25 protein-coding genes and 1 riboswitch are annotated in these 24,332 nt (G+C 41.5%); of the genes, 12 read left to right on the top strand and 13 right to left on the bottom strand.

Translation table 11 applies throughout. The features are described 5' to 3' along the window. Positions 1-42: 42 nt before the first annotated feature. The 3 genes from GQS54_RS04910 to fur all read left to right on the top strand — a co-directional run bounded on the left by GQS54_RS04910 (position 43) and on the right by fur (position 1,479). Entirely contained in the window at positions 43-255 is a 213-nt protein-coding gene (locus GQS54_RS04910) for a DUF2788 domain-containing protein (RefSeq protein WP_166422908.1), read from the top strand. A gap of 54 nt (positions 256-309) precedes the next feature. Beyond that, positions 310-834, top strand: coding sequence for a flavodoxin FldA (gene fldA, locus GQS54_RS04905; protein ID WP_166422907.1), 525 nt, complete (start codon positions 310-312; stop codon positions 832-834). A gap of 222 nt (positions 835-1,056) precedes the next feature. Continuing rightward, entirely contained in the window at positions 1,057-1,479 is a 423-nt protein-coding gene (fur, locus tag GQS54_RS04900; protein WP_166422906.1) for a ferric iron uptake transcriptional regulator, read from the top strand. A gap of 69 nt (positions 1,480-1,548) precedes the next feature. Here fur and GQS54_RS04895 read toward each other — a convergent pair whose 3' ends face one another. The 9 genes from GQS54_RS04895 to moaA all read right to left on the bottom strand — a co-directional run bounded on the left by GQS54_RS04895 (position 1,549) and on the right by moaA (position 7,345). Next, on the bottom strand, positions 1,549-2,328 hold the full coding sequence (locus GQS54_RS04895) for a DUF1223 domain-containing protein (RefSeq protein ID WP_166422905.1): 780 nt from the start codon (positions 2,326-2,328) through the stop codon (positions 1,549-1,551). A 69-nt stretch (positions 2,329-2,397) separates the two neighbouring features. Further along, a complete protein-coding gene (gene modB, locus GQS54_RS04890; RefSeq protein WP_166422904.1) occupies positions 2,398-3,081 on the bottom strand; it encodes a molybdate ABC transporter permease subunit in 684 nt (227 codons plus the stop codon). Beyond that, positions 3,071-3,865: a molybdate ABC transporter substrate-binding protein gene (gene modA / locus GQS54_RS04885; RefSeq protein ID WP_205967626.1), complete on the bottom strand. Its 795-nt coding sequence runs from the start codon at positions 3,863-3,865 to the stop codon at positions 3,071-3,073. Before modA ends, modB begins: the two co-directional genes overlap by 11 nt. Beyond that, entirely contained in the window at positions 3,865-4,323 is a 459-nt protein-coding gene (moaE, locus tag GQS54_RS04880; protein ID WP_166422903.1) for a molybdopterin synthase catalytic subunit MoaE, read from the bottom strand. The genes modA and moaE overlap by 1 nt, the downstream gene beginning before the upstream one ends. A gap of 3 nt (positions 4,324-4,326) precedes the next feature. Further along, positions 4,327-4,569, bottom strand: coding sequence for a molybdopterin converting factor subunit 1 (gene moaD, locus GQS54_RS04875; protein ID WP_166422902.1), 243 nt, complete (start codon positions 4,567-4,569; stop codon positions 4,327-4,329). Further along, positions 4,562-5,065, bottom strand: coding sequence for a cyclic pyranopterin monophosphate synthase MoaC (moaC, locus tag GQS54_RS04870; RefSeq protein ID WP_166422901.1), 504 nt, complete (start codon positions 5,063-5,065; stop codon positions 4,562-4,564). The genes moaD and moaC overlap by 8 nt, the downstream gene beginning before the upstream one ends. Positions 5,066-5,068: 3 nt before the next feature. Next, positions 5,069-5,605, bottom strand: a complete 537-nt coding sequence (gene moaB, locus GQS54_RS04865) for a molybdenum cofactor biosynthesis protein B (RefSeq protein WP_166422900.1) — start codon at positions 5,603-5,605, stop codon at positions 5,069-5,071. Positions 5,606-5,709: 104 nt separating this feature from the next. Continuing rightward, complete coding sequence (locus GQS54_RS04860; protein ID WP_166422899.1) at positions 5,710-6,330, bottom strand: molybdenum cofactor guanylyltransferase; 621 nt, start codon at positions 6,328-6,330, stop codon at positions 5,710-5,712. A gap of 46 nt (positions 6,331-6,376) precedes the next feature. Continuing rightward, positions 6,377-7,345 (bottom strand): GTP 3',8-cyclase MoaA, encoded by a 969-nt coding sequence (gene moaA / locus GQS54_RS04855; protein WP_166422898.1) that lies wholly within the window; start codon positions 7,343-7,345, stop codon positions 6,377-6,379. Then, positions 7,339-7,520, bottom strand: a riboswitch (molybdenum cofactor riboswitch). It overlaps the preceding gene by 7 nt. A 268-nt stretch (positions 7,521-7,788) precedes the next feature. On the opposite strand from moaA, the gene GQS54_RS04850 reads away from it, so the two are divergent. From GQS54_RS04850 to GQS54_RS04825, 6 genes are all read left to right on the top strand, one after another. Next, positions 7,789-8,682, top strand: coding sequence for a kinase (locus GQS54_RS04850; protein ID WP_166423078.1), 894 nt, complete (start codon positions 7,789-7,791; stop codon positions 8,680-8,682). Continuing rightward, positions 8,675-9,499: an HAD-IIB family hydrolase gene (locus GQS54_RS04845; RefSeq protein ID WP_166422897.1), complete on the top strand. Its 825-nt coding sequence runs from the start codon at positions 8,675-8,677 to the stop codon at positions 9,497-9,499. Before GQS54_RS04850 ends, GQS54_RS04845 begins: the two co-directional genes overlap by 8 nt. Before the next feature lie 49 nt (positions 9,500-9,548). Beyond that, a complete protein-coding gene (locus GQS54_RS04840; protein ID WP_166422896.1) occupies positions 9,549-10,778 on the top strand; it encodes a glycosyl transferase in 1,230 nt (409 codons plus the stop codon). A gap of 28 nt (positions 10,779-10,806) precedes the next feature. Continuing rightward, positions 10,807-12,567 carry a sugar phosphorylase gene (locus tag GQS54_RS04835; protein WP_166422895.1) on the top strand — a complete coding sequence of 587 codons (1,761 nt, stop codon included), beginning with the start codon at positions 10,807-10,809 and terminating at the stop codon, positions 12,565-12,567. Positions 12,568-13,035: 468 nt separating this feature from the next. Continuing rightward, entirely contained in the window at positions 13,036-13,242 is a 207-nt protein-coding gene (locus tag GQS54_RS04830; RefSeq protein ID WP_166422894.1) for a hypothetical protein, read from the top strand. A gap of 68 nt (positions 13,243-13,310) precedes the next feature. Continuing rightward, positions 13,311-13,529 (top strand): calcium-binding protein, encoded by a 219-nt coding sequence (locus GQS54_RS04825; protein WP_166422893.1) that lies wholly within the window; start codon positions 13,311-13,313, stop codon positions 13,527-13,529. A gap of 75 nt (positions 13,530-13,604) precedes the next feature. Here the strand turns inward: GQS54_RS04825 and GQS54_RS04820 are convergent, their stop codons facing one another. Further along, positions 13,605-14,594: an NAD(P)H-quinone oxidoreductase gene (locus tag GQS54_RS04820; RefSeq protein ID WP_166422892.1), complete on the bottom strand. Its 990-nt coding sequence runs from the start codon at positions 14,592-14,594 to the stop codon at positions 13,605-13,607. Positions 14,595-14,694: 100 nt separating this feature from the next. Here GQS54_RS04820 and GQS54_RS04815 point away from each other — a divergent pair, with 100 nt between their 5' ends. Beyond that, positions 14,695-15,882, top strand: coding sequence for a class I SAM-dependent methyltransferase (locus GQS54_RS04815; RefSeq protein WP_166422891.1), 1,188 nt, complete (start codon positions 14,695-14,697; stop codon positions 15,880-15,882). Between the two features lie 88 nt (positions 15,883-15,970). Here the strand turns inward: GQS54_RS04815 and GQS54_RS04810 are convergent, their stop codons facing one another. The 3 genes from GQS54_RS04810 to GQS54_RS04800 all read right to left on the bottom strand — a co-directional run bounded on the left by GQS54_RS04810 (position 15,971) and on the right by GQS54_RS04800 (position 20,830). Beyond that, the gene (locus tag GQS54_RS04810; protein ID WP_166422890.1) at positions 15,971-16,273 is read right to left on the bottom strand and encodes a PilZ domain-containing protein; all 303 of its coding nucleotides are present in this window, start codon (positions 16,271-16,273) and stop codon (positions 15,971-15,973) included. A 111-nt stretch (positions 16,274-16,384) separates the two neighbouring features. Further along, complete coding sequence (gene hrpA, locus GQS54_RS04805; protein ID WP_166422889.1) at positions 16,385-20,311, bottom strand: ATP-dependent RNA helicase HrpA; 3,927 nt, start codon at positions 20,309-20,311, stop codon at positions 16,385-16,387. A 99-nt stretch (positions 20,312-20,410) separates the two neighbouring features. Further along, positions 20,411-20,830: a CBS domain-containing protein gene (locus GQS54_RS04800; protein ID WP_166422888.1), complete on the bottom strand. Its 420-nt coding sequence runs from the start codon at positions 20,828-20,830 to the stop codon at positions 20,411-20,413. 230 nt (positions 20,831-21,060) lie between these two features. Here GQS54_RS04800 and sbcB point away from each other — a divergent pair, with 230 nt between their 5' ends. After that, positions 21,061-22,491 carry an exodeoxyribonuclease I gene (sbcB, locus tag GQS54_RS04795; RefSeq protein ID WP_166422887.1) on the top strand — a complete coding sequence of 477 codons (1,431 nt, stop codon included), beginning with the start codon at positions 21,061-21,063 and terminating at the stop codon, positions 22,489-22,491. 148 nt (positions 22,492-22,639) lie between these two features. Next, positions 22,640-24,298, top strand: a complete 1,659-nt coding sequence (locus tag GQS54_RS04790) for a FapA family protein (RefSeq protein WP_166422886.1) — start codon at positions 22,640-22,642, stop codon at positions 24,296-24,298. Positions 24,299-24,332: the final 34 nt, after the last annotated feature.

Below are 24,332 nucleotides of genomic sequence, written 5' to 3'. Positions count from 1 at the left end.
AATATGTTAAAGTAGCCCCGCAATGAAATGTAGCGAGTTCTCATGTTAAGTGAATATTATGAACAAATTGAAGCCATTGCCTTAGATTTGGCGTTGGTGGGTTTATTCTTACTCATGGGCTTTGCGGTACATGATGTTTTGAAAAAAAATAACGTGCCTTTGATAGGCAGAGTTGTTGTTTATTTAGTTTTGTTTTTAGGCGCAGCTGGTTTTGTTTTTAAAGGTGTTGTGCAGTATTTTTGGCAAGCTAATTAATGGCACTGGTAACTTACCAGACATGTTTAACTAGATTTTGAGGTATCCCACACAATGGCGAGCGTAGGCCTATTTTTTGGTAGTGACACGGGTAACACTGAGCATATTGCGAAGATGATCCAAAAAGAATTGGGCAAAGGCCTGATCGAAATACACGATATAGCAAAAAGCAGTAAAGAAGATATTGCTGAGTTTGATTTGCTGATGTTCGGTATTCCAACTTGGTATTACGGCGAAGCGCAGTGTGATTGGGATGACTTTTTCCCTGAACTTGAAGAGATAGACTTCGCCGATAAATTAGTCGCCATATTCGGTTGCGGTGACCAAGAGGACTATGCAGAATATTTCTTAGATGCAATGGGCATGATCCGCGATATCGTTGAAGCTAAAGGTGCTATTTTGATAGGCCAATGGTCAACTGAAGGTTACGATTTCGAGGCGTCCAAAGGGATGGCTGACGACGAACACTTCGTGGGCTTAGGCATTGACGAAGATCGTCAACCAGAGCTGACAGAAAGTCGCGTGAAAAGTTGGTGCAAACAGATACACGAAGAAATGTGCTTAGCTGAACTACAATAAGTTTTTCAGTGTACACCTTTAAATACTAAGGAGCGTAAGCTCCTTTTTTATGTGAACGTTGAAAGAAAATGGGGTGGCAGCTTTGCTTTAATCAAAGTCATAAGCTTAAACGCCATTTTAATGAACTGTTAATTTAGTAAACAGTGATATGACTGGATAACCGACGTTATAATCGGTACAGTTCAAGATTAAATTGTTTACATCAAATGTTAAGTTGGATCCATGGACCAAAACAAAGAACTCAAAAAAGCGGGATTAAAAGTCACCCTGCCCCGATTAAAAATTCTTGAAATTTTACAAGATCCGAAAAATCAACATATCAGCGCTGAAGATGTCTACAAAATTCTAATTGAGCAAGATGAAGAAATCGGCCTTGCTACAGTTTACCGCGTATTAAATCAATTTGATGACGCTGGTATCTTAAATCGCCATCATTTTGAAGGTGGAAAATCAGTATTTGAAATCAGCCATAAAAAACACCACGACCACTTAGTTTGTTTGAATTGTGGAAAAGTAGTTGAGTTTGAAGATGAGGTTATTGAAAAACGCCAAGAAGAGGTCGCTAAGCGTCATAAAATGACCTTAATCCACCATAGTCTTTATCTCTATGGTGAGTGCCAAGATGATTGTGGTAACGACGACTAATTAAATCGTGATACTCAAGATAATAACTGCCAACAGCCTTTGCCAGTTTTTATCTTGATAAAGTAACCGCTAATTGAGCCTAAAACTTGATGGCAATTCTCCACCAACAACCTGCAATGGTGTCATCGACCTATCGCTCACCCAGGCTGCAATTGCAAAGCGCTTCGCTTGAGCATGATTGTTTTGCAAGTTAATATTCAAAGATTGGCCCTCAATATATTTCCCCTGTTGGTGCTGTAGCACAATAAAGCTTTCGGTTAGATTTTTGCCTGCGTTCTCACCGCTTTTAACCCGCGTATTGATGCCTACACCCAATAAGGCAACATTATAAGTAAGTAAATGTAGCTGTGATCTTTGACTATCATGAGTGTCAACAGAATAGTTAAATTCAAGTTTACTATTGTGAACACTAATGTCTAACTGACCAATATTATGTGGGGCGTTTTGTGGTAGCTTTTTAGCATTGAACCAACCCGTCCATTCACGGCCCTCAAAGATAAAGCCTGGAGTGTAAACCGAATTTACATTCCCCTGACGTTTATATTCCTGCTGACGCTGACTGAACGCCTTTGAAGCAAATCGGTCGTTCCAACCTAAGCCATCCCAATAATCAACGTGAAAGACCACAGGCACAACCGATCGCCATAACCCAGGGTCATTCTCAAAGTTGTTTATCCAACTTTGCGCAGGAGGGCAACTACTGCAGCCTTGTGATGAGTATACTTCCAATAGCCTACTTTGTAGATTTTTGGAACTAAAATGCACTGTATTTTTAATGGAAGTTGGTGCTGAATTAACAGTGCCAGTTAACAATATAAAACACAATCCACTAATGGTTATACGTGACATAGACAAAATTCCTTATAAACGAAAGTATTCATTGTTAAGGAAGGAATTCACATAAATATCACGAGATGTTTAAATTTTAACTCTGCGCTTGAGCATGCTTAATGAAAACAGAACAAAAAATGCAAACCCAACAAGCGCAAGCGCCACTTGGTTAGCAGAATCCATCTGGTTTGTTTCTATTAAATCGTAGAGCAAAATGGACAACACGCGTGTTTCACTTTCAATATTTCCGCCAATAAGCAACACAACCCCAAACTCCCCCACTGTGTGGGCAAAGGCAAGTATGCAGCCTGTTGTAATACCATGTTTGCTTAATGGCAGAACGACATAGCGAAACGTCTGTATAAAACTCGCGCCTAGGGTATTGCTGGCATCGAGCAAATCGCGATCAATCTTCAAAAACGCGTCACGAATAGGTTGAACCATAAAAGGCAAACTATAGATAATTGAGCCAAACAGTAAGCCATAAAACGAAAATACTAAGGAAGAATCAAATACAGATAACCAAGCGTGTCCCACTGGGTTCTGGGGAGAAAACAAAACTAACAGGTAAAAACCGAGTACCGTGGGTGGAAGAATCAATGGTAATGTGATGCAAGCTTCGATGATTGGTTTGAGTCTACTTTTAGACTGACTCATCCACCAACCTAAGGGAATAGTCATGATTAACAATATTAAGGTTGTGAACGTTGCTAGTTTGAACGTGAGTAACGTTGCTAACCAAATTTCATTCGTTAGTAAACTATTGAACACTCGGGCTTACCAGTGGAATTAACGGCATCTGTGCGTTTAGGTAGCCGTTATTCATTATAATTTGTTGGCTTGGAGCGCTTAAAATAAATTGGTAAAAGTCGATTACCTGCTGGCTGGTTTTTTTATCACGGTTAGGGTGTTTAATCATCACAATTTGTTGGTCTATCGGGGAATATAAATCGCTGGGAACTAACCAGTAATCTTTATCGCTAGTGTGTTGATTTAGTACCTGGCTTAGCGCAACGAATCCGGCATTAGAAGCCCCCGTTTCGACGTATTGCGCCACTTGAGCAACACTATTTCCCATAACAATTTGACTTCTTAATTGCGCAAATAATCCCAATTTATGTAAAGTTTGTTTGGCCGCTACGCCAAAGGGGGCTAATTTGGGATTTGCCATCGCTAATTTTCCACTGAGTAAACTGAGACTTTGGGCATTAACTGCAGAGTATCCTTTCATCCATAGTACCAATTGACCAAGGGCGTACGTTTTGCGCGTCCCTTGTACTACTCTACCGTTATTTTCTAATGTTTTGGGCCGTACACTATCAGCGGATAAAAATATATCAAATGGAGCCCCTCGCGCTATTTGAGCATACAAGATACCTGTCGACGCTGCGGATACCTGAATATCAGTATTCGTCTGCTGCTTATTATATGCGTCAATAATCAACATCAAGGTGGGTTTAAAGTTAGCGGCAACTGCTACCTTCACTTGAGCATGGGCTGAAAAAGCTATGAATAGCCCATTTAAAAGCATAGCGATAGTAATGACTTTAACCATTAACGCTCCCACTTTGTAAGAGCTTTACTGTCATCAGAATTTGCTTCGACCCATCTGGGACCTTGCTCCGTTGTTTCTCGTTTCCAAAAAGGCGCCTCTGCCTTTAAAAAATCCATAATGAATTGCGCACCATCAAATGCATCTTTGCGATGCGCCGATGTAACCCCTACAAAGACGATTTGATCACCTTGGGTTAACCGTCCGATTCTGTGTATGACGCTAATTCTGCCTAGAGTCCATCGTTGTCGTGCTTGGGCAACAATATTGGTTAAGCTTATTTTTGTCATTGCCGGATAATGCTCTAAAAATAACTCGCCGACGTTATGGCCTTGATTGAAATCTCGCACTAATCCAGTAAATGTCACGATAGCACCGTTACTGGTGTTGTTATGCCGAAGGGCATTGTAAAGCGCACTCATATCAAAATCTTCGTTTTGCACTTCAATCGTATCGAGCATGCCCTATCCTCCTGTTACCGGAGGAAAGAAGGCAATTTCGTCACCATCGCAAAGAGTCGTCTCCTCGTTTGATATTATTTGATTAACAGCGACTAAGGTTGAATCACTGGCCAAAATATCTCGCCAAATCACACCACGCTGAGCCAATACTATTTTCAACGCTTTGACATTGGAAACAGTATCCAAGGACAACTTATCAGTGTTGAGTTGTTCTCTTAATTGACCAAAAAATAGTACATTAATCATTTGAGTGCCCCGCGCTTCGTTGCCAATGACCGGTTTTTCCGCCACGTTTTTCCGTCACCTCTATTCCTCCGATGACCATACTAGGGTCAATCGCTTTACACATATCAAAAAGCGTTAACGCCGCAACAGAAACAGCCGTCAATGCTTCCATTTCCACGCCTGTTTGACCCGTAAGTTTACACATAGCCGTAATTTCTATACCGCAGCCATCCTCAAGTGTTGCAAAATCAATTTGCACTTTCGTCAGCATTAATGGATGGCATAATGGGATCAAGTCGCTACATTTTTTAGCGCCTTGAATACCTGCTATACGTGCCACGGCAAAGACGTCGCCCTTCGCATGTTGCTTACTGTTTATCAAAGCCAACGTTTGTGCTGACATATTGACTCGGCCTTTAGCGTAGGCCACTCGTTGGGTGACGTTTTTGTCAGTCACATCAACCATGTTGGCTTCACCATGCTCATTGACATGAGATAATATTTTGTTTTCACTCATCGCTTAACCTCGACTATCACAAGGTGAAGCAGTGGTATCTTTTAGATGCACAATAAAATTACACGGCTTATGGGTCGCGTTTAGTTGTTGTTGTAAAATCCCGGTCCACGCCGTGCGACATGCCCCAGTTGAACCAGGCATACAGAAAATAGCCGTACCATTTGCCATACCGCCTAATGCACGAGATTGAACGGTAGAGGTGCCTATTTCGGTATATGAGATATGACGAAATAACTCGCCAAACCCTTCAATTTCTTTATCGAATAAAACTGATAACGCTTCAGGGGTGGTATCTCTCGCGGTAAATCCTGTCCCCCCCGTTACCAGCACAACTTGCACATATGATGACGCGATCCAACTGGATACGGTCGCCCGTAACTGATATTTATCGTCTTTTACGATCCGTTTCTCAACAAGGTTATGTCCTTCAGCCTGAAGCACATTAACCAAATATGCCCCGGACGTATCTGTATCTTCATCTCGCGTATCTGAAACTGTTAAAACAGCAATGTTCAGAGATACAATTTTAGAATTTTCCATAAATTTTCCATAAATTTTGCGTCATCGTTGACGTATTTAAATTATTGCCGATTGAGTCAATTACACCGAGAAGAACAGCACATTCCTTTAAATATACAAAGTGACTATCGATTCAACTCAGTCCATTGAGCGGGATAATTAACATTATCAAACTCCCGATGGCTAATACCATAAGGCACTGGTATCGACTTAGCCGAAAAAGTGCTTAATAAGTTGTATAAGGATAAGGAGCTCGTGTCTTCAAGCGTGCTTGTTAAGTAATCAAAAATGCTATTTTTCAGTGGTATACATAGCGGAAGATTCAGGTCTTTAAAATGTACTATCGTGTTCGAACCCGATGCAGCGTTGAGTAAAATACCCAAGGTATCTGCCCTAAGATTAGGCATATCGACAGGGATAACAATTAGACTCTTTGCTTGTGGGTGATTATTCTGTGCGAAGATAAATGCGCTATGGATCCCCGCTAATGGCCCGCTATTAGGATAAATATCTGGAATTTGATCTACTTCTGAGCCACTAACTAACACGCAACTAAGACCCGAATGCCGCAGTAATTGTTTAGCATGCTCAAGCATTGACTTACCAGTACGATTGAGACGTAACTTACTTTTATCTTGTCCCATTCTTAATGATAGCCCGCCAGCCAATACCAAACCGACCACGTGGGGATTACGAAGGCTAACTGACGTAGAATAATCAGTGTTACTAGCGCTAACTACAACCATGTTAAATCATCACCATGTACTGTGTATTGTAGGTTTAGGGTATGTCCTAGCCACCCAGCATCGCCAGATGCTTGGTGGCTCCGGTATACCCATCATGTAAAAAGTGCGTTGACTTTTTGTCGCCCAGTAAGGTAGTCAATTCGTCTTGCAAACGTTGGGTATCGTTATTCTTGATGTACTCACGTATATCAAGTCCTTGGTCGCTAAATAAGCACAAATGCAATTTACCTAACGCTGAAATACGCAGGCGATTACACGTGGCACAAAAGTCTTTGCTATAAGGCATAATCAGGCCGATTCGGCCCTTATAATCAGGGTGAGAAAACTCTTGAGCCGGCCCGGCGGCTTTATCGCGAACAATTTGCTGCCAATCGTCGTCAATAAGTTGTTTTTTGATAGGTTGACCCGAGGTATGGTTTTTATCAAAAAATAATTGATTGTCACCCGTTTGCATCAACTCGATAAAGCGTAATGTAATAGGCGTGTGCTCAATCCATTTTAGAAATGTTTTTAGTTCATTTTGGTTAAAATGCCGCATTAATACGGCGTTAACTTTAACAGTGACCCCAAGCGCGACGGCTCGGTCAATGCCACGTAGAATGACATCTAATTTATCGTGACCGGTTATAGATGCAAACATGCGAGGGTCTAAACTATCAATACTAATATTAAGCGAAGTGAGACCAGCCTCGACCCAGCTATCTATATGATCGGGTAATTTATAGCCGTTGCTTGTCATAGCGACTTGTTTAATACCTGGGGTACTGGCACAGGCGCGTATTATTTGCGGTAGATCTTTGCGCAAAGACGGCTCTCCGCCAGTAATACGAATTTTGCTGGTGCCGAGATGTGCAAAAGCACTAGCAATGTGTTTAATTTCACTGAGTGACAGAAAATCGCGGTCGGTATCGCATTGGTAACCATCGGGCAAACAATACTCACAACTGAAATTGCACACATCGGTTATCGATAACCGTAGATAATGAAATCTACGGCCAAATTTATCTTGCAACATATTCACTAACACCTTTCCAAATTGAAGTCGCGGCGCTGAGTAAGCGCAACACTTACGGGGAGGCTGTCCGATTTCTCTCGCAACCCTGGCAATGTGAATCCTAATTGGATACCTATTGCGGCCAGCACACCTTGTCTTGTGAGTTAGGTATGAAGGCTCGGAGTTAAACCACAACGTATATTTAACATACTTTGTATCTCGCAGGCTACCAGAAGCGGCAGAAACGCTGAGATTAGTTGTCAGCAAATATAAATTGACACTTTTATGCCTACAATTAAATTATCTTTACGTCAATGAATACCCAGATATTCAAGTATAATTACAAGTAATCGAATCATTTCTATTCGGTTGGCATGTATGTTGATTACATTATCGTTATCCTAGATTATTACGCTCATAAAAGAGCAACAATATTGGTGCATAACAGAGGAGATAGCGTGATTATGTTGACCGAATTTGCTGATAAGCATCAGTTAGGTAAGGAATTTTTACACGATGCTAGAAAATGGTACATACCTTTAGCAGATAATATCGCCACGCACCAAGATAGTGCGTTAAAGCCCTATTTCCTAGGCGTCAATGGTTGTCAGGGGTCAGGAAAGTCGACTCTGTCAGACTTTCTCAATGCGTATCTTACAGAACAATATGATTTAAATGTTGTCGTTATGTCACTGGATGATTTTTACTTAGATCAATCTCAACGCAGCGCAATTGCTGATGAGATTCATCCTCTTTTTAAAACCCGCGGCGTACCAGGGACCCATAATATGACGCTAGCAGCAAAGGTGTTAGCGCAACTACGTGAGCAACAAAGCCCAATATCCATTCCAAGATTTAACAAGGCCACTGATAATCCCCAACCAGTCGAACAGTGGCAGAAAATAACGACAACTGTAGACGTGGTGATTTTCGAAGGTTGGTGCTGGGGCGTGGAGCCTCAAGACGAGAATGACCTGGCTGAGCCCATTAACTCACTAGAGAAAAATTGTGATCAAACCGGCGCTTGGCGTAAATATGTAAACCTACAGCTTCAACAAAATTACGCACCGCTTTATAGTTTGATGGATTATTGGATCATGTTGAAGGCCCCCTCTTTTGACTGTGTCTACAACTGGCGTTTAGAGCAAGAGCACAAGCTTGCTAAAACGCTTAGCGCCGATCCTCTACACAGCAAAGTAAATATCATGAACGACCAACAGGTTTTATCCTTTATTCAATACTATCAGCGCCTAACAGAGCATGCGCTGGCAACACTTGAGAATAAATGCGATATGGTATTTACCTTAAACGCCCATCGAAGAATCATCGCGCAACACGCAAGGAATGTTTATGCTTAGGCAAGCGCTAGTTTTTACTGATATGGATGGTACGCTACTTGACCATCACAACTACGATTACAGCCCTGCATTAAATATGCTGGATATATTAAAGAGTAAAAATATCCCCGTTATACCCACAACGAGCAAGACCAAAGCTGAACTTGAGGTATTAATGGCGAACTTACAACTAAACGGGCCATTTATAGTTGAAAATGGCGCTGCGATATATATCCCCAAATATGAGTTTACAACTAAACCCGAAGGCTGTTTAGATGAATCGGGTTTTTGGGTGAAGAAATTCGCTAACCCTCGAGCACACTGGTTGGAATTGCTAGCACAACTACACGATGAATTTATAGGGGAGTTCGTGCAGTTTTCGACGATGAATAACCAACAGATTATCGAACATACCGGGCTTGACGAGAAAAGTGCTCAGTTGGCTAATACTCGATTATACAGTGAGCCTGTCAAATGGATTGGTACCCCTGAACGCCAATCTCAATTCGTCACAAAGTTGCAGCAACTTGGGGCCAATGTATTGCAAGGCGGTCGATTTCTCGGTGTATCAGGCCCCTGCGACAAGGGAAAAGCACTGTTGTGGCTGGTTGAAGCGTATCAGTCTGAACTTGGACATACCGGTACCTTAAGTATCGCATTAGGAGACAGTAACAACGATGTTGCCATGTTGAACGTAAGTGACCTCGCGGTACGCGTGAAATCTCCAAGCCATTCCTTTCCTTCGCTATCACGCAGTAAAGGTATATATGACAGTACATTATATGGCCCAGCAGGTTGGAGCGAATGTTTATCAAAAATTTTAATCTGTGAATGTTAATTTCATTGATTTACTCATCAATTTTATCCTATAAATAAAGGGAATCATCATGGCCGACTTTTATCAAAACGGTATTATCACCACGTTACATAATCTTTCGGAACGTCCGGTGGAAGATTTAGAGAAAGAATTGGTTAGCTTTGCTCGCCGACGCCCTATGGCACTAATCTTACCTTCATTATTTTCTGAACTTGAAGGTGAGGCTCTTCCGCATATCGTTTCTGAAATATCAAAAGTACCTTATCTTTCACAAGTGGTTGTCGGACTAGACCGCGCTGACAAAGAACAATACAAACATGCCATTACTTTTTTTGAAAATTTAGGACAAAATCATCGTATCCTTTGGAATGATGGACCTCGCCTTAAGGCGCTGGATAAAGAGTTGGCAGATCTGGGCCTCGCACCTAAAGAGCTCGGTAAAGGACGTAACGTTTGGTATTGCATGGGTTACATTCTTGCCACAGGTACCGCTGAGTCGGTCGCCCTTCACGATTGCGACATTCTTACCTACGACCGTAGTTTACTGGCGCGATTAATATACCCGGTCGCTAACCCTCAATTTAACTATGAATTTTGCAAGGGGTATTACGCTCGCGTTGCTAATGGCAAAATTAACGGTCGTGTGTCTCGGTTGCTCGTTACCCCGATGTTACGAGCACTCAAACGTGTGATCGGTAACACCGAGTATTTAGAATTTATGGACAGTTTCCGCTATCCCTTAGCGGGCGAGTTTTCGTTTAGACGCGATGTATTAAGTGATATTCGCATTCCAAGTGACTGGGGTCTTGAAATCGGTGTGCTATCTGAAATGCAGCGAAATTATTCAAATAATCGATTATGCCAAGCGGATATAGCGAAAACCTACGATCACAAGCATCAAGATTTATCTGCTGACAACGATGCAGGCGGCCTGTCAAAGATGTCTATTGATATCACTAAAGCCATGTTTAGAAAGCTAGCAACTCAAGGTGAAACGTTCAATACCGAGACCTTTCGTTCAATAAAAGCGACTTATTATCGCATAGCGTTGGACTTCGTTGAAACCTACCACAACGACGCAATCATGAATGGCTTATCACTTGATATACATAGTGAAGAAAAGGCCGTGGAATTGTTTGCGGAGAATATTATGAAGGCGGGTGAAAGCTTTTTAGATAATCCAATGGAGACCCCATTCATACCTAGTTGGAACCGAGTTATCAGTGCAATGCCAAATGTACTGGAAAGACTAAAAGACGCCGTCGAGCAGGATTATACAGAGTGTAAAAACGCCCTATAAAGTAACAAATACAATTAATGGTGAAGCAATGCAAAGTATTTATAAAGAGCTAACTGAGTTAGTCGAACATCATCTAGCCGTCATTTATAATGAGGTGGAGTTGTCACAAAGTTATCAGGAGATCGCTCGTGACCTCTTAACGACAATGGAGTTTAGTGAAGATAAAGATATTACGCGCCCTCTGCGTCACCATAACAATTGGACCCAACAAGACGCCGTTTTGATTACGTACGGCGATTCTATTGAAGAAGAAGGTGTTAAACCCTTAAAAACCTTGCATAAATTTTTAAAGCAAAGTTGCACTCAACATATTAACAGTGTGCATATTTTACCATTCTTCCCTTATAGCTCTGACGATGGGTTCGCAGTCATCGATTATTCCAGCGTGAATGAATCACTTGGAGATTGGACCGACATCCAGTTTATTGCAAAAGATTTTAGACTTATGTCAGATGTGGTTATTAATCACTGTTCGTCCAGAAGTGCTTGGTTTGATAATTTTATAAAAGGTGAAGGTGTGGGAAGCGATTTCTTTCATACTGCAAACCCAGAAGACGACCTTTCAAATGTGGTACGCCCGCGTACTTCACCTTTACTGCGTGAAACGGAAACGGCCAAAGGTATAGAACATGTTTGGTGTACATTTAGCCACGATCAGGTTGATTTTGATTTTCGTAATCCAAAGGTACTGCAAGCTTTTGTGTCAATTATCAGGCAGTACTTGGACAATGGTGTGCGCTTATTTAGACTGGATGCGGTAGCTTTTCTGTGGAAGAAAGTAGGTACCAGTTGCATTAATTTAGAACAGACCCACGAGGTCGTTAGGTTGCTACGAACCTTAATTGAGTATGCCCAACCTGATGTTATTATCATCACTGAAACCAATATTCCTAATCGAGAAAATTTGGCTTACTTGGGTAATGCCAACGAAGCTCATGCAATTTACAATTTTTCATTACCGCCTTTGCTGGTTAATACTTTAATTACGGGGGACTGCCATTACCTTAAGTCATGGTTAATGAGCATGCCCCCTGCGCAAAACGGTACCACTTATTTTAACTTTATTGCTTCCCACGATGGCATCGGACTTCGCCCAGCGGAGGGTCTGCTAGAAGACGAAGAGCTAACGGTATTGGTAAATACCATGCAAACTTTCGGTGGTAGGATTTCGTGGCGTGCTTCTGAAAATGGTCAGCAAAAGGCGTATGAAATTAACATTGCTTTATATGACGCGTTACAGGGCACCGTAAAGGGCCCAGACAAATGGGGATTTCAGCGATTCATGTGTGCTCATGCAATTATGCTAGCGCTTGAAGGGATCCCTGGGATCTATATTCATAGTTTGCTGGCGACAGGCAACGATTACGAGCGGGTAAAAAACACCAGTCATAACAGGGCAATTAACCGCCACAAATGGCAATACGATGAGTTGCAAAAACAACTCGCATCAACATTTAGTCAACATCATAAAGTGTTAAATGCTATGGGAGACTTATTAACTATACGCCGCCAACAAGTCGCATTTCACCCTAATGCTACGCAGTTCACATTACAATTGGGAACGCAAGTATTTGGCTTTTGGCGACAAAGTATCGATCGGCGTCAAAGTATATTTTGTTTAAATAATATTAGTGACGAACCTCAGGAAATTCACTTAAGCGACATTAATTTAGTGGGTACAGATGAATGGCTTGATCTGCTTACCAAACAACCTATTTACGCTGCTGACCATACTGTTGAACTAGCGCCTTACCAGTCCATGTGGATCAGCAATTTACCTAAGAATTAAAAAATAACAATATATAGCGTCATTGAAAGTGTCACTGTGAATATAGCGTAAATAATTAGTCTACATTTATCACTTTGTCACTTTGTCACTTTGTCACTTTTTCGCTACGCGTAACGAATTTGCTTCTCTTTAAAACATTGATTTATATAGTAATATTAAAACAGCTACATAAAGTGTAACTGTATACTTACCAATACCTTCTACGTTCCTCTGAATTTCACTCTTTTGACTATGCAAAAATCGTAAACCACTGATTATATTTACTTATATTTTATTGGCACGGTACATGTAGTAACTGATTTCATATTCATAACCTCAGTCGTTTCATTTATGTAGTTCCGCTAGATATGAATATTTGAGCAATATCGCTCGTAAAAAACCTTGTGTTTGCATGGAAAGTACAGATTACAAATGTAGGCACAATCTCGACAACTTAGCTAAGCTAATTAGCCACGAGGATTCGATACCATGAAAAATTTAATTGCGATTACTTTCCTGTGTTTCGCTTCAGGCTCTGTCTTTGCACAAGAAGACATAATAGACGCGTTGGACGGTGATAACGATGGCCGCATCAGCGTAGAGGAAGCATCAGCTGATGCTGCGTTATCCTCAGTATTTGCAGAGTTAGACGTTAACAAAGACGGTTATTTATCAGCCGATGAGCTTGAAAATTAAGCTATAGGTTTAAATAGTATTAACGTCTAAAAAGTCACTCTTGTTTCATTTATAAACTAGGAGAAAATATGAAAAAAATAATAATGCTAGGTTTACTCTTTATGTCATCAACCAGTGCTTTTGCTACCACTGACATTTTTACTGCCCTTGATGTAAACGAAGATAATATGCTCAGCGTGCAAGAAGTAAAAATTGATACAACGTTAACAGCCATTTTTACTGATTTGGATAACAACAAAGATGGTTTCGTATCAAAGCAGGAATTTAGCGTTCTACAACAGCATTAAACAACATATGATGATGTAGGGGGAATATTCCCCCCCTACCTAAGCTTACATTGGCTTACGACATTACCTTCGCTTTTAATGGCTTGACCAAGATACGACTAATTTGCCCATACTGTCATTTTGCTCAAGGCGCTGATGGGTAATAGCGATATCTTTAATACCATATTGAGTGTCAATTACAGGGCGTAGCGCGCCACTTTCAAATTCTGCCAGAAAATCCTTAGAAAAGGCTTCGATTAATGCCGTTTTGTATTCATCACTCCGACTGCGTAGTGTTGATCCAGTAATTGTTGCTCGCTTTGCCAACATAAGAGCCATATCAAGCTTATCGCCGAATCGACCCGCTAGCATAGCAAGATAGACAATCGTGCCGTCTGTATTCAAGATACGGAGGTTACGATTGATATAATCCCCACCGACAAAATCGATAATGACATCAACCCCACCCTGTTCGAAACATTCAGCGAAGTTCTGAGTCTTATAGTTAATTAATCGGTCCGCACCATACTTTTCACACATGGATAATTTTTTCTCAGTGGATGCCGTTACGCTAACATGACAGCCTCGAGCCTTAGCCAACTGAATTGCTGCTAGACCAACGGCACTTGCTCCCGCATGTATCAAAACCCGTTGTTCAGGTTTTAAGTCACCAACCAGAAATAGACTCTGATAAGCAGTCAAAAACACCTCTGCTATTCCTGCTGCGCTGGACATATCAACACTCTTGGGTTTAGCCATAAGATGTGACGCATTGACCGCTACATATTCAGCATAGCCACCTCCAGCAACAAGAGCGAAAACCTCATCACCTATTTTCCAAGGGCTTTGATTGTCGCTTTCATCTGGTCCAAGTTGAACAACTTCCCCTGACACTTCCAAACCTAATATAGGGCTTTCTCCTCTAGGTGCAGGGTATTTGCCTTGGCGTTGTAGTGTATCAGCTCGATTTATGCCGAAACTATGCACCTTAACTAATACTTGCCCATGATTGAGAACGGGTTTTGTTGTATCATTAATAAAAAGCGTGTCAGTTGCTGTACCTTCTTGATAGTCAATAAATTGCATGAATTCTCCGTTGAATTTCTTGTTCAGTTTGATGCTCGCGAGAAGGAATATTTACCACACGCTCGCCTATTTAATTCTGTATGTTGGAAATCACTACACTATGTCATCACGCGTTACATTACACCCTGGTCGAGAAAAATCGCTACTTCGTCGTCATCCTTGGATTTTTGCAAGTGCTATTGAAAGTACCAAAGGACGGTTAAACCTTGGCGATACCGTCGATGTTTATAGTCATGAAGACGTTTGGTTAGGAAGAGGTGCTTTCTCTCCTCATTCCCAGATACAAGTTAGAATATGGACGTTTGAGCAAAATGAAAGTATCGATAATGGATTTTTTCAACGTCGTATTGCACGAGCGCAATTATCTAGAGAAGAATTGATACAACGTCATGGGCTTACCGGTTATCGTTTAATCGCTGCTGAGTCAGATGGTTTGCCTGGTGTCACCATTGATATATATAATAATATTATCGTTTGCCAACTCCTGTCTGCGGGCGCTGATAAACACCGCGAGAAAATAGTATGGGCACTCAAGTCACAATTTCCGCAACATGTCATTTATGAACGAAGTGATGTTGCCGTGCGCAAAAAAGAGGGTCTTGAAGAGGTAGCTCAAGTATTGGCCGGTGAAATTCCTGAAGAAGTTGTGATTGAAGAAAATGGTGTGAAAATCATCGTCAATGTGAAGCTGGGTCACAAAACAGGTTTTTACTTAGACCAGCGAGACAATCGTGCTATTGCCGCGCAATATGCTAAAGATCGTGATGTGCTAAATTGCTTCTGCTATACAGGAACGTTTGGTAGTTATGCTTTAGCCGCAGGCGCGCGTAGTGTAACGAGTTTAGATGTATCTGATTTAGCGTTGAAAACCGCTAAACGTAATGTCGAAATCAACGGATTAGATACTAATAAGTGCGAGTTTAGTAATCAAGATGTGTTTCAAGCACTACGTGATTATAAGGCGCAAGAGCGTCATTTCTCACAGATAATTCTCGATCCACCCAAATTCGTAGACTCAAAAGCGTCATTAAATCGTGCTTGCCGGGGTTACAAGGATATCAATATGCTGGCTATGCAAATTATGCAACCAGGCGGGATCCTCGTCACATTTAGTTGTTCTGGCTTGATGCCGTTTGACCTATTTCAGAAAGTCGTAGCCGATGCCGCACTGGATGCCGGTCGAGAGGTACAAATTTTACAGCGGCTGTCTCAAGCTCCCGATCACCCAGTGTCTACCAACTACCCAGAAGGCTTCTACTTGAAGGGCTTAGTCTGTAAGGTTTTATAACCAACTTTACTCTCGCGGTGGAATGGATAAAGTTCTTTACACCGCGAAATATCGATACCGTAAAATAGACTAGACAGTCAACCAACCGTTAATTCATTTCTGTAATTTCAACACCAATAACACAGGTTTTGTCTTCGCTACATTCAGAACGAACTACACGAGCTTTAGCAGATAAAGAAGGTATTTGGCTGTTGGTTGATTCAATATATACATCGACCATAGTGCCAATTTCTACCGAGTGTTCGTCTACTTCGAATGACATACCAGTTGCGCTAATATCCTTGCATACAGCTGGTAATGTGCGACTCGACTCATCGTCGTTTACCACTATTTCGCATGCTGAATTTACCATCATACGAAAAAAATTACGTTTGTCGTTGTAGCCTAACATTAAAATTCCGTCCTAGTTTTTTGCCTACTCAGTGTTTATAGGGTGCGGTTAAACCAATGTCAACGGACTTTGCTCAATACAGCAGATTAAATCCATTATTTCCTTACCAAATCAACTGGCTGCTTCTAATTGATTAATAATGCGCTTGGTAGAGATAGGCATCGCCGTACCCAATTGCTGCGCGAAAAATGATACACGGAGCTCTTCAATCATCCATCGAACTTCAGTTAATTCATGTGGTAAGGGCACGCCAGCGGGAATTTTTTGGAGTCTGTTGGTGTAGGCTTGCTGAACCTTTTCAACGTTTAGTTGGTGAAGTCGATCTTTAATGGGGTCTATAGGTAATTTTTCAATACGCTTAGCGATGCCTTCAATATAGCGCTGCCAATCATTCAAACGTTGTGAACCAATATCACTGACAAAGCCACTAAAGACCAAACTGTCTAAATGTTGCTTAATGTCGCCATAGGCGTTAATCATACTTAAAGGCACATTGCCTTTCATTTTTTTCTTAATTTGGTGCGCTTTAGTTAGACCCACTTCTACTTTTTTCGCGATGGATAACACATGGTCATTTATGTCACTGCGCACGTACGTACAACATGCTTCGAAATCTTGCGCAGTACGTATTTCTTTGTGTTGCGATTGATATTGTTTAACCAGCTCGTCAATCGCCGCAGCAATAACATCGTCAATAAGCGCATCGATTCTGCCGAACGGATTAAAATATAACCCCAGCTTCGCTTTATTAGGTAACTTTGCATGCAAGTATTTAATAGGTGATGGGATAGATAATGATATTAGTTGCCGTAAACCAAGCTGATGAGAAGATTCGGCTATATGTGGCTTGTCGAATAACTTGATTGCCACCGAACTCTTTTCTGCGAATAAAGCCGGATACGCTTTAACATTGAAGCCACTTTGCTTACTGACATACTCTTTCGGTAAAGCATCGAAATCCCATTGAGTAATACCTGTTTTCTCTAATCCAGGTTTAGCAATGTTGCTTAAGCTCTGCTTCACTTTACCTTGCAATTCGTGTTGCAAGCTCAGTAGGTCTCTTCCCTGTTTAAGAACGTTATTGTTCTCGTCTAGTACCTTGAAATTAAATCGTAGGTGCAAGGGTAAGTTATCTACTTGCCAATCATCAGCGGAAACGTCTACACCTGTCATCCGTTTTAATTTTAGACTCAGCGCTGATAGAAATGCCACCGGTTGGCCGTGAGCATCCGTAGGCGTGATATCTGCTAAACAGGCTTCAGCATAATTAGGTGCGGGCACAAAGTTACGTCTAAGGCGCTTAGGAAGTAATTTAATCAAGCTAATAATGAGTTCACTACGCAAACCTGGCACTAACCAATCAAAACCACTTGTCGACAGCTGATTTAGCAATGATAAGGGAACCAATAGACTCACCCCATCATCGTTATCCGTTGGATTAAAGTGATAATCAAGGCGTAATGTTAAGTTACCTTGTTGCCACATTTTAGGGAAATCATATTCGTGAGCTTTCGCAGGCGAATTCTTTAGCAGCATTTGCTTCGAGTATGTCAGCAAATCGGGTGTCAAGGTACGGGCTTTGCCCCACCATTTTTTGAAACTCGCTTCACTACAGACATGATTTGGAATATGTTCGGCGTAAAAGTCAACTAAGGTATCTTCGTCTACTAACAGGTCACGGCGACGTATTTTGTCCTCCAAACCTTTTATTTCATCAACTTCGAGTTGGTTTTCAATTAAAAAGTCGTATTGCAGCTTCGTATCTTGGTGGACCAACGCTTCACGAATAAATATTTCGCGACTAACAACAGGGTCAATTTGACTGTACGCTACTCTGCGCTTTGTGACTAACGGTAAGCCGTACAATGTAACACTTTCAAAAGCTTGGGCGACGCCCTGCTTTTTCGACCAATGAGGTTCACTGTAATTACGCTTGATAAGATGTGGTGCTAAAGATTCTAGCCATTGAGGTTCAATCTTGGCACCCATTCGACCAAATAAGCGCGAGGTGTCAACAAGTTCCGCAACCATCAGCCACTTGGGGCTCGTTTTGGCAATGCCTGAGCCAGGGAAAAGCATAAATCGACTGTTACGCGCACCTAGATATTCTTTGTTTTTATCTTTATTCCCAATATGAGAAAGCAGTCCTGCCGCCATAGCTTGATGAATTGCCTGATAATCTGCTTCTGCTTGACTAATTCTGAAGCCAAGCTCTGCAATAGACTTTTTCAATTGACTAACGATATCTTGCCATTCACGCATACGTAAATAATTAATAAAATGTTGCTTACACCATTTGCGCAGTTGGTTATTGGTGAGTTCAGTCTGTTTCGCTTTAAATTCATGCCACAGCGTTAATAATGCTAAGAAATCCGAGTCCTTATTAGCGAAAGCCTGATGTTTCTCATCAGCTGCTTGACGCTTGTCTTGAGGTCTTTCTCTAGGATCTTGAATACTCAGCCCAGCGGTAATCACTGTGACATCACGCATACTATTTTGCTTTTCTGCCTCAACAATCATTCGGGCATATCTTGGGTCGATAGGCAAGCGTGCCATTTGACGACCGATCGCGGTTAAACTGAGACGATCGGTATTTTTTTCAACACCACCTAATTCCTCCAATAGATTAAATCCATCGTTTATACTGCGTGAGTCGGGCATTTGTACAAAAGGAAATTGATCAATTTTGCCCAGTCCCAAGGCCAACATTTGCAAAATAACAGAAGCTAAATTTGTTCTTAGTATCTCAGGATCGGTGAATTCATCTCGGTTGTTAAAATCTTCTTCGCTGTACAAGCGAATGCATATACCATTCGATACTCGCCCGCACCGGCCTGCCCTTTGATTGGCCGACGCCTGTGATATGGCCTCTATGGGTAATCGCTGAACTTTACTGCGCACGCTGTAACGAGAAATACGCGCCGTGCCAGGGTCAATAACATATTTTATACCGGGCACAGTAAGGGATGTTTCGGCAACATTTGTGGCCAATACAATCCGCCGACCTGAGTGGGTTTGAAATATTTTATTTTGTTCTGCCGCTGATAACCTAGCGTACAAAGGTACCACCTCTGTATGCCTAAATTGTTGCCGCGTAAGGGCATCAGCCATATCGCGAATATCACGCTCTCCGCTAAGAAATACAAGAATGTCACCTTGACTATGCTGGCCTAACTCATTGACTGCATCAATTATTGCTTGTGCTTGGTCCCGGTCATTTTCTTGGCTGTCGTCAAGTAACGGACGATAACGCATTTCTACGGGAAAGGTTCGTCCACTGACCTGTATAATCGGAGCATTATCAAAATGTTTAGAAAAGCGTTCTGGGTCGATAGTCGCCGACGTAATGATTAATTTTAAATCCGGGCGTTTGGGTAAAAGTTGCTTTAGGATCCCCAAAATAAAATCGATATTGAGACTGCGCTCATGAGCCTCATCGATAATAATGGTGTCATACTTTTTTAGATAACTATCTTGTTGAATCTCTGCCAGTAAAATGCCGTCAGTCATCAACTTTACATAAGTGCGTTCACTAACCTGATCGGAGAAACGTATTTTGAATCCGACTTCATTACCTAGTTCGGTGTGCAATTCCTCGGCAATACGATTGGCCACGCTCCTAGCCGCTAACCTTCTTGGTTGAGTGTGCCCAATAAGCCCTGCAACACCGCGGCCTAATTCTAAACAGATTTTGGGAATTTGTGTGGTTTTACCAGATCCTGTTTCACCGGCAATAATCACGACTTGGTTATCGCGGATCGCATCGGCAATTTTATCTTTTTGTTCCGTAACGGGTAAGTCAGGATAATCAATTTTAGGAAGATTGATTTGACGCTGCTCACGCAATAATACTGAGCGTTCAATATCCTTGCTAAGTTTGGCGAGCCCTTCGTTTTTCTTCTCGGTGTCCAGGCGCTGAATTTGTTGAAAACGACGACGAATACGAAAACGGTCGGCCAACATGCATTGATCTGACAATGCGTTTATTTGGGCAGAGGTCAAGCGGGTATTTTCTGTGTCAGGAACATGTGAAGACAATAAATTTACTCATACTAGAAGGCAACCATAATGGTTGCCGATCCTAGAAGAATGAGTATTTAAATGCTAGTGCCGAATGGGGAAATCGTTAAAAAAGTCCTAACCCGCTATTCGATAACCATCTCGGAGTTGCATATCAATGGCATTCAATAGTTGAGAGCGGTTAATGGTACCCATTAGATAACCATCATCATCAACAATCGGATACACCTTAGGTTTGGCCACAAGCATTTTTTGGGCTTGCTCGATAACCGATACATAAGATCGAATGGATATTACCTCTGTCTGCATTATGTCTTTTACTCTACAAACCTGTTCTCGATAATAACTCGACTCGATCATGCGCACTAAACAGTCCTGCTCTGATAAGAACCCCACTACTCTATTATTATCATCAACCACAGGACCACCCGTTTGGCCACTTTGTAAGAGACGCTCAACAGCTTCAGCTACAGACATTTCAATAGAAAAGGTCACTGGGCGGCAATTCATATAATCGCTAACTCGTAATGATTGCATAAATACTCCAAAGGTAAGCTACCACTTCATCAATAAATTTTTACTACACTATAAGTTAAGCACAAAGTTAGGGATTTAATAGGCTGAACGCCTAGAACTTTAGTAGGTTAGGCTAAATAAACAGCATATTTACCCAGACTCGTAAGTTAATAGCGAAATATAGGGATTAATTTGAGTTTGCTGCATAATTCTGTTGAGATCCATCAAGAATAAAAATGTTAAGGAACGCTGTGTCTTCACCCTCTATTTACTGGCACGATTACGAAACTTGGGGCGTTAATCCGCAAAAAGATCCGGCTTGTCAATTTGCTGGTATTCGTACTGATCTTGATTTAAATATCATTTCTAAACCTCTGATGATGTTCAATCAGATCCCAAATGATTACTTGCCCAATCCACAGGCGTGTTTGATCACGGGAATTACCCCGCAACATAGCTTGCGTTCGGGCATGATAGAGCCTGAATTTATCGCCAAGATACACCAAGAATTTAGTCAAGCGGAAACATGTGTTGCTGGTTACAATAATATTCGGTTTGATGACGAGGTTACGCGCTACACCCTATACCGTAATTTTTATGACCCCTATGCCCGTGAATGGCAAAACGGTAACAGCCGTTGGGATATTATAGATTTAGTCAGAGCCTGCTACGCATTGCGTCCTAATGGCATAGAATGGCCACTAAAAGAAGACGGCAGCCCAAGTTTTAAATTGGAAGACTTAAGTAAGGCAAATAATATAGAGCACAGTTCCGCTCACGATGCGATGTCCGATGTGCACGCTACCATAGGCATGGCGAAGTTGGTGAAAACGGCGCAACCTAAATTATATGATTACCTCTTTAATTTACGGCTGAAAAAGAACGTTATTGCCCTTCTCGATACTAATAATCATACGCCGTTGGTGCATATATCTTCGAAGTTACCTGCCATCCAAGGTTGTTGTACATGGATAGCACCTATCGCCCAGCATCCGACGAATAAAAATGCTTATATTGTAGTGAATTTAGCACTCGATATTCAGCCTTTACTAACGTTGTCTGTAGAGGAAATTATCAGCAAGCTTTATACCCCAAGTAATATGCTGAGCGAAGGTGAACAACGTTTGCCGATTAAACTCATTCATGTGAATAAGAGTCCCGTATTAGCCCCTGCCAAATCTTTAAGTGAAGAAAATGCTCAGCGACTAGGTATCGACCGACCCGCTTGTTTAAGAAACTTACAATTACTGAAACAACATCCTGAAATTGTTGAAAAGCTAATAGCGGTAAATAATGAGGGCCGCGTGAGTACCGCACTCGAAGCCGATCATGCTTTATATACCGGTGGTTTTTTTAGCCCTGGTGACCGGGCATTAATGAACCAAGTGTTAGTAAGCAGCCCAGAGCAACTAGCTGACCTAAAATTACCCTTTGAAGATCCTAGGCTGGTCACATTATTGTTCTTTTATAAGGCACGTAACTTTCCAAATACGTTGAATGAGCAGGAGCTTCAGCGCTGGAAAAATCACCGCACATTCCGATTGATGGATGATAATTCACCAGCCAGTATCACAATGAACGATTATATTCAGTCACTTGAATTGTTGTCACAGCAGTATCAATCAAATGATGACAAATTAGCGATACTCAAGGCATTATATAAATATGCTGAACAGCTTTAGTTTATAAAATAGGCAAGGTAAATTGAAATTTAATCATGCTATTTTTATTTTGACCGATAATAAATAAGTTAACCTTGGATTTTATCGTGGTACGACACTAGGCCGTATCATTGTTGTGGTTTTATTATAAAGACGCTAGGTGGTTTGAATGGAAGGAATAATCTTACAGGTTGATGAAACTGATACATATTTAAATGTACAGATTAAGCCTGAAGAGTTACAAGGTAATCTCGATGTAAAGTCATTGCTAAATGCTATCAAGAATAGTGAGTATGGTGATTTTTATATTAATGATGAAGCTGTTCTGAAGCTATTAGCGAATTTACAAAAAACGATTAAAAATGAATCTAACGACACGCTGTTTGAACAGGTTGGCGAACGACGAGACAACACGGTCAAATGTAAAATAGAAGAAGGCCTACTCAGTGCGACGTTATCGATTACTAAAGGCTACGGCGCATCACAATTAACCATTGAAGACTTAGTGAGTCTCGCCGAAAATAATAAAGTGCAGCGAGGTCTCAGTCATAAACGCGTATATGCGCTGCATGAGACATATTTAGTCGCTAAGCCCGGTGAAATTGTCTCTGCCACCATCGCCAAAGGATTACCAGCTAAAAACGGCCGTTCATCTAAATTACAGCCTCTAGTACAAAATGCTTTAGATCGCATTCTACGTCCACAAACATCTCATCATGGCCGCGTTGATATGCGCAATTTAGGTGACATCATCTGTGTTAAAGCGGGAACTGAATTGCTTCGCCGCTTACCGCCTTCTAACGGACGCCCTGGCTATACAGTCACTGGCGAAGTGATAACCCCTAAAGCTGGCGAATGGAAAGCTCTTCGTCCAGGTGACGGGACCGTTATTAGTGATAACGACGACAATCTACTGCTTGCCGAAATCTCTGGCATGCCAAAATTTAAAGATCAGAAAATGTGGGTCGATGACACGTATATCTGCAAAGGTGTCAACGTTGGCTCAGGTAATGTCAATTACGATGGGGCAGTATTAGTTAACGGCGATGTAACAGAAAAAATGGAAATTATTGCCACCGGAGATGTCACTGTAAATGGTTTTGTAGAATCAGCAACGATACATGCTGGTGGCGATATCATTATTACTGAAGGTGCAATGGGAAAGGTCAATGATGCGGGAACTGAGTACAGCACAACTTTACGCGCCAAAGGTAGTATTCATATCCAGCATGGGCAAGGTCTAGACATAAAATGCGATGGAGGCGTCACGATAGGGCGTCAACTAGCATTCAGTAAAGTTGAGTGTAAGAAGGAAATGTTTGTCGGTCCAGTTGATAAACCAAACGGTAACCTCTTCGCTTGCAGTATATTTAGTCAGAACCGAGTTCAGGCGGGTACGTTTGGCGCAGTATCAGGTAGTAACCTCACGTTAGATTTTAGTGATGGCTTTAACAGCTTACTTGCTCGCAAAGATTCGTTAGATGAGTTAGTTAGGCAGATAAGGCAAAACTGCAGCCGTCATGCTGATCGAATGAAAATTATTAATAGTAAATTTATTCCAGATGATTTACGCGACAAAGTTAACGCTGCCCAAGAATTGTTCGACAATGAGTCTCAGCTTATGCAATGGTTAGAACAGAAGGCTGTTGAACTAACGGCTAACAAAGATGATTATCAACAAAATATAATGCTGGTAGCAAATAAACGAATTTACCCAGGTGTGGTAGTTAAATTGAATAACAGAACGTGGCGAGCTGAACGAGAGTATTCAAAAGCAAAAGTTAGTTTTCAGGGCCACCAATGGCAATGTGATTCCGTTACCACTTAATTAAAATAGCAATTGAGTAGCGAACTAAACGTAT

The sequence above is a fragment of the Paraglaciecola sp. 20A4 genome (genome assembly GCF_011378905.1).
GTDB lineage: Bacteria > Pseudomonadota > Gammaproteobacteria > Enterobacterales > Alteromonadaceae > Paraglaciecola.
The sequence above is the reverse complement of the archived record's forward strand: the minus strand, read 5'-3'. Positions and strand labels throughout refer to the sequence as shown.